Annotated in this window: 5 protein-coding genes; 4 read left to right on the top strand and 1 reads right to left on the bottom strand. The window is 57.0% G+C overall.

The features are described from left to right. Positions 1-75: 75 nt before the first annotated feature. The 4 genes from K8W16_RS10620 to K8W16_RS10605 all read left to right on the top strand — a co-directional run bounded on the left by K8W16_RS10620 (position 76) and on the right by K8W16_RS10605 (position 3,532). On the top strand, positions 76-798 hold the full coding sequence (locus K8W16_RS10620; RefSeq protein ID WP_304123507.1) for a ubiquinone/menaquinone biosynthesis methyltransferase: 723 nt from the start codon (positions 76-78) through the stop codon (positions 796-798). 30 nt (positions 799-828) lie between these two features. Then, complete coding sequence (ychF, locus tag K8W16_RS10615; protein ID WP_304123505.1) at positions 829-1,932, top strand: redox-regulated ATPase YchF; 1,104 nt, start codon at positions 829-831, stop codon at positions 1,930-1,932. 218 nt (positions 1,933-2,150) lie between these two features. Then, the gene (locus K8W16_RS10610; protein ID WP_304123502.1) at positions 2,151-3,263 is read left to right on the top strand and encodes a site-specific integrase; all 1,113 of its coding nucleotides are present in this window, start codon (positions 2,151-2,153) and stop codon (positions 3,261-3,263) included. 107 nt (positions 3,264-3,370) lie between these two features. Then, on the top strand, positions 3,371-3,532 hold the full coding sequence (locus K8W16_RS10605; protein WP_304123499.1) for a hypothetical protein: 162 nt from the start codon (positions 3,371-3,373) through the stop codon (positions 3,530-3,532). A gap of 217 nt (positions 3,533-3,749) precedes the next feature. Here K8W16_RS10605 and K8W16_RS10600 read toward each other — a convergent pair whose 3' ends face one another. Then, positions 3,750-4,193 (bottom strand): phage regulatory CII family protein, encoded by a 444-nt coding sequence (locus K8W16_RS10600; RefSeq protein WP_276819584.1) that lies wholly within the window; start codon positions 4,191-4,193, stop codon positions 3,750-3,752. Positions 4,194-4,414 lie beyond the last annotated feature (221 nt).

Genomic DNA, 4,414 nt, shown 5'->3' with positions numbered 1-4,414 from the left:
CCCCGCCGTATACCGTGTAGTCATGGAAACGGCCCTCAGGGGCAGGGAAAGACTCGGAGAGGAAGGAGAAGCAGAATGAGCGGTAACTTCCAGCCCGGTGACGACCATACCCGCAATGTTTCCGAGATGTTCGGCCGCATGACGCCGTGGTATGATCTGCAAAACCGCGTCTTCAGCCTTTTTCTCGACTGCTGGTGGCGGCGCAATCTGGTACGCTCCGTGGTGCCCGGCCCTACGAATACGGTCATCGACATGGCCGCAGGCACGCTCGACGTATCCCTTGCCCTGGTGCGGCGCTACCCTTCCCTTCGCGTATATGCCACCGATATCTGCGAGCCCATGCTCCGCTACGGCGAGCAACACAAAATGCGCACAAGCGAACGCTCCCGCGTGACTACCATGGTAGCCGATGCCCGCAATATGCCCCTTCCCGACGGCTGTTCCGACGCCGTCACCATAGCTTTCGGCATACGCAACGTGCGGCCGCGTATGGACGCCCTGCGTGAGATGCACCGCCTGCTGGTTCCCGGCGGCCGTGCCTGTATTCTGGAATTTGCGCCCGTGTCTACTCCGGTGTTCGGCCGTTTCTACCACTGGTATCTGCGCCGCATCATGCCGAAACTCGCAGGCCTGGTGAGTCATTCCACTTCGGCCTACGACTACTTTGCCGAGACTATTGAAAATTTCCCGAAGCCCGACGATTTCAGCAATGAACTTCGCGAGGCGGGCTTCGCCTTTGTTCAGCATATCCCCTTCACGCTGGGCGTGGCCAATCTTCATATCGCCGTGCGCGGCTGAGGCTGCCCCCGTTTTCCCCGGAGTTTTATCATGGCACTGAGTCTAGGAATCGTCGGTCTGCCCAACGTAGGCAAATCCACCCTGTTCAACGCACTCACCAAGGCACAGAATGCCGAAGCCGCAAATTACCCCTTCTGCACCATAGAACCCAACAAAGCCACCGTGGCCGTGCCCGACAAACGCGTAGACGCCCTCACCGAGCTCGTGAAGCCCGCGAAAACCATTTATGCCACCGTGGATTTCGTGGATATCGCGGGCCTTGTACGAGGCGCAAGCAAAGGCGAAGGCCTGGGCAACCAGTTCTTGGCCAACATCCGCGAATGTGCCGCCATAGTGGAAGTGGTGCGCTGTTTCGACGATGAGAATATCGCCCATGTGGACGGCAGCGTCGACCCTCTGCGCGACGTGGACACCATTGAAACGGAACTTCTTCTCGCCGACCTGGAAAGCGCGGAAAAGCGCCTTGATTCGCTGAAGAAAAAGGCAAAATTCGATAAAGAGATGCAGAAGGCCCAGCCCGTGCTGGAAGCGCTGGTGGCTCACCTTGGAGAAGGCAAGCCCGCCTCGGCCTTCGAGGTGCCTGAGCTGAACGAGCCTTTCCATCAGGTATGGCGCGAGCTTTCCCTGCTCACGGCCAAAAAATTCATCTACTGCGCCAATGTGGACGAAGCGGGCATTGAGGAAGACAACGCCCATGTGCAGGCCCTGCGCGGCCTTGCGGAAAGCCGGGGCTGCGGCATGGTGAAAATCTGCGCCCGCCTTGAGGAGGAGCTTCAGGGACTCTCCGACGCGGAACAGACGGAAATGCTGGAATCCTACGGTATTACCGAAAGCGGTCTGGAGAACATCATCCGCATGGGGTACCATACCCTGGGCCTTGCCAGCTTCCTGACCGCCGGCCCCAAGGAAGTGCGTGCATGGACCTTCAAGCAGGGCTGGAAAGCCCCGCAGGCCGCGGGCGTCATCCATACCGACTTTGAAAAAGGTTTCATCCGTGCCGAAGTCATAAGCTATGAAGACTACATGAAGCACAAGTCCGAAGCCGCATGCCGTGCTGCGGGCGTGCTGCGCGTGGAAGGCAAGGATTATGTGGTCAAAGACGGCGATATGATGAACTTTTTGTTCAACGTGTAAGACTTCCTCTTCAACGTGTAGCTGATAGAATCTGTTTTGAGCTGTATGTAATTATCGAAAAATATTGACAAAGCTTGCAGGCACCCTTGCAACCTGCTATATCCAAATATCTCCTCTCGGGCTACCTGAGGGGAGATATTTGCATAATTGGGGAGATGCCAGGGGAGATATTTTCCTCCCTCTCTGATTACTCCACAGGTTCCCCGCAGGAGTCTGCCATGAGCATGAAAACCAGCCGCACCAGGTTCACAGGCGTGTACACGAGAGAAAGCACCGAACGCCGCCACAACGGCAAGCCGGACGTCGTCTTTTACTACTGCCTCAAAATTGACGGCAAGAGAGTGTGGACAAAATGCGGCTGGCGCAGCGAGGGCATGACCGCACAGGCTGCCTATCAGATGCGAAACGAGGCGCTGGCAAAACGCCGCGGCCTGCCCACGCAGGTGCCGCGCATATCTGACGCCTGGGAATACTACAAGACGCATCATCTCCTGACCCTCAGGAACTCCAAAGCCACAATCAGTTATATGCAGAAGCATATCCTTCCGGAGTTCGGCCACATGTTCATGGACGACGTGACTCCGGCAATGGTCACCCGTTTGAAAAATGCTCGGCTGGCCAGTGGGATGGCGCCGGCTAGTGTCAAGCACATGCTTCATGTATTAAGCTCCCTCTACACCCAGACAGAAAAAGCAGGACTGGGTAAATGTAAAAATCCTGTAAAAGACGTTACCCCGCCTAAAGTGGACAATCAGCGTACCCGGTACCTTACGCATGCAGAGGCCCGTATGCTTTTGGACGCTCTGGCAAAACGCTCCCCGGTCTGGCATGATATTGCAGCCCTCAGCCTCTACACTGGGGGACGACTGGGGGAGATTCTCAGTCTCACCGTGTCCTGCATAGACCTCACGGCCGGCGTTGCGGAAGTGAACGGAAAAACCGGACGCCGTATGCTTCACCTGTCGGCGCCGGCCGCAGATATCATGAAACGGCTCATCAAAGGGAAACTCCCCACCGATCATATTTTTCCTGGAAAGGTAAACGGTCATGCCTGTGTTACTCACAATGTTTTCAATGAGCTCACGTTCAAGCTCGGCCTCAATACTCCCGAAACGCCCAGGGCGCAGCGTGTCGTTTTCCACACGCTGCGCCACACTTTTGCCAGCTGGCTTGCCATTGACGGGGTTCCTCTACTGGTGATCTCTCAGCTGATGGGGCATGCTTCCATTACCATGACCCAGCGCTACGCTCACCTGTGCCCGGACAGCCGGCAAGCTGCCGTTGCCCTTCTGGCTACACACTTCAAGAGCCCCGACGGCGATTCCGATTGATATATGCCTCGATGTCGGAATGCCTGTAAAAAACCGTACCGTGCTCGTCCTCCTGAATGTAGTCCGGCCCGCCCCCTCGGCTCCGCTTGAAGGCCAAGGTCCGGGCATTGATACCATACAGTTCTTCCACCTCCGAAGAGGTCAGCAGCTGCTTCATACTCAAAAGCTCCATCCGCGCAGTTCTCGCCACCGCGGCGGATATGGACTCCATCAGCTGCACCAGCGCCTGTCTCTGGATCATTTCCTGGCTCATGCGCATCCCCCTTTGACCACCCATCCGTGGACGGGGATATCAACAATTCTTCCACCCTTGCACAGGCGGTGCAGTCCATCCAAATAGTCCCGCAACTCTTCCCGTCCGCGAAAACGGAAGGAAAAAAGATTGACGGGCGCAGTCTTCCGCTGTACGTCTTTTCTCATACGCACTCCTATGGTATGTTTGCGTTCTGGCCCGCCGGGAACTTCCACTTCCCGACGGGCCGCTTTTTATTCGGCTTCCTTTCCGGCCATTTTCATGACCTTCATCACGGCTTCCAGCACCTCCTGCCCTTGTTTGGTGATTCTGTCCGCTTCCTCTCTGGAAATCACACCGTCGCGCAAAGCGTCGCCCAGCGCTTCCAGCAGGTCTCCAAACTCCCGGACCGACGCAGCCATACCATCCAGCATGGGCTGCTCCACGTCGCCAACGTCCGGCAGGCGGATAAAAAGACATCCGCAGGCTCTGCCTATGGCCTTCAGCGGTGCGTCGCTGCCCGTGGCCCGCACGAGAGGCACAAGCAAGTCCAGATTGAACTTGTGCCGTTCCGACCCGGACAGCTCCGCCATCATGGTTTTGTAGTTCACGCCCAGCACATCGGCCACATCTTCAGCAGACAGTCCGGAAGGCGCGCACTTCACAGCCGCATGGCAGATTCTTGTGAGACTTTCCATCGTAGAATCTCGCTTCCTTTTTTACGTTCAGTTCAAGCGCCGGCCCTGCTAGCCTGTTCCCAAACAGGAACCAACGGCGCTCTCCCCCTATGAATGTAGTCTTCAGCCCTGGGCAGAAGTTCCTCCGGAAAGCCCAAGTCCACGAACTCGGCATGGCGCTTGACCGATATGCGGTCCGAACGAAGCAGGCGCGCCACCCCGACATCGCTTATGCCAAGCTT

The organism is Mailhella massiliensis (assembly GCF_020741395.1).
Lineage (GTDB): Bacteria > Desulfobacterota > Desulfovibrionia > Desulfovibrionales > Desulfovibrionaceae > Mailhella > Mailhella massiliensis_A.
This window is presented reverse-complemented; position numbering and strand designations above follow the sequence as displayed.